The sequence below is a fragment of the Micromonospora sp. A200 genome, assembly GCF_029893845.1.
GTDB lineage: Bacteria > Actinomycetota > Actinomycetes > Mycobacteriales > Micromonosporaceae > Micromonospora > Micromonospora purpureochromogenes.
This window is the reverse complement of record NZ_JARXXY010000085.1, coordinates 1-1,964: the sequence shown is the minus strand read 5'-3', so window position 1 is coordinate 1,964 and position 1,964 is coordinate 1. Positions and strand designations below refer to the sequence as shown.

The window sequence follows — 1,964 nt, the reverse complement described above, 5'->3', positions numbered from 1 at the left end:
ACAACGACGGCAAGGTCAAGCTCGACGACAAGTCGACCGTGACCAACAACGACCCCACCAACTGCGCCGGCACCGTCAAGGACTGCTTCAACTGAGCCGACGTACGACCAGGGAGTCCCTTCCCGCCGAGGCGGGAAGGGACTCCCCACCCCTACCGGGACGCGTCGCCCCCGGAGGCCCGGCCGCCCGTCACGCGCTTTCGCCCTCCGCGACGCCCTTCGCCACCGGTGACACCTCTGCTGCACCGCCGTCCGCCCTGCTGTCGGCTGCACCGCCCACCTACCTAATGTGGGCTTTTTTCGTATACGCCCACGAGGTGAAGAAGGTTCTCATACGTTGTTGTTCAGCAGCTACAACCGATTTGTAGCGAAGGCCGCCTCGCCGTGGCGAAGCGACCTTGTCGGGTACAAGGAGAGGGCAGAGAGCTCTGATGTCCAACTACCTTCGCAAGAACGATGACGCCACCCGTGAGACGGCCTCCCCGTTCCGTCGTCGTCGGCTCTGGCTCGCCACCGGCGTCATGGGCCTGACCGGAGCGGTCAGCCTCGCGGGTGTGGCCTACGCGACCACCGGGGTCACCGGCTCCCACCGGCTCGCCGATGTGAAGTGGTCGACCGCCCAGCAGCTCACCAAGGACGACGTTCGGGGCGAGGACCGGGACCGGGACAAGGACCGGGACAAGGACCGGGACAAGGACCGGGACAGAGACCGGGACGAGGACCGGGATCGTGACGAGCACGGGCGGGTGCGGGAGGTGCCGTGTGACGACGACAAGCTGATCGAGGCTCTCGATCTGGCCAACCGGGATCACGGTGGCACCTTGAAGCTGGCCAAGGACTGCACCTACGAGCTGGACGGGCACGACCGGAAGTCCGGGGCAGCCCTGCCGACGATCAAGCAGGAGATCACCATCAAGGGTGAGGACTCCACGATCAAGCGGGACTCCGAGCAGACGTTCCGGCTGTTCCGGGTCGCCGACGGCGGCGACCTGACCCTGAAGGACCTCACGCTCAAGGGCGGCAACGCCTCCGAGTTCAAGTACGGCGGCGACCAGGGTCCCGGTGGACCGGGCGGACCCGGTGGACCTGGCGGCCCGAGCGGCCCGGGTGGACCGGGCGGACCGAATGGACCGGGTGGACCGGGTGGACCGGGTGGACCGGGTGGACCGGGTGGACCGGGTGGACCGGGTGGACCGGGTGGACCGGGTGGACCCCAGGTGCCGGGCGGCCCGGCTCCGGCCGCCGCCCCGGCTCCCGGTGGCCCGCAGGGTCCGGGTGGCCCGCAGGGCGCCCCGGCTGTGCAGGGCGGGCAGGGAGCCCAGGATGCCCAGAGCGCGCAGGGAGCCCAAGGCATGCAGGGCTGGTCGTGGGGCAAGGACGGCAAGGACGGCAAGGACGACAAGGACCACAAGGACCACAAGGACCACAAGGACGACAAGGACGACAAGGACGACAAGGACGACAAGGACGGTGACGCCGACGGTGGTGCGTTGCTGGTCGAGCGGGGCGGTAGCGCACACCTGAAGAACGTCACGCTGACCCGCAACAACGCCGAGGGCAACGGCGGCGCCATCGCCAACTTCGGTCGGGTCGACCTTGAGGACAGCGAGGTGGAGAACAACCACGCCCGGGAGAACGGCGGCGGCATCTTCAACGTCGGCGTCCTCAAGGTCCACGGATCCTTTGACGACAAGGACAAGGACAAGGACAAGGGCGAGTCCGCCCGCGACGACAAGGACAAGGACAAGGACAAGGACAAGGACAAGGACAAGGGCGAGTCCGCCCGCGACGACAAGGACAAGGACAAGGACGAGTCCGCCCGGGACAGGGACAAGGACAAGGACGAGTCCGCTCGGGACAAGGACAAGGACAAGGGCGAGTCCGCCGACGGCCAGGGTGGCTCCGCCGACGGCAGGGACGACTCCGACAAGAAGCGCCGCGAGTCCCGCATCGCCAACAACACCG

1 pseudogene is annotated in these 1,964 nt (G+C 68.0%); it reads left to right on the top strand.

What is annotated here, in order from left to right:
- Positions 1 to 430: 430 nt before the first annotated feature.
- Positions 431 to 1,964 (top strand): annotated as a pseudogene (locus tag M2302_RS32985) (hypothetical protein); the annotation flags it as partial.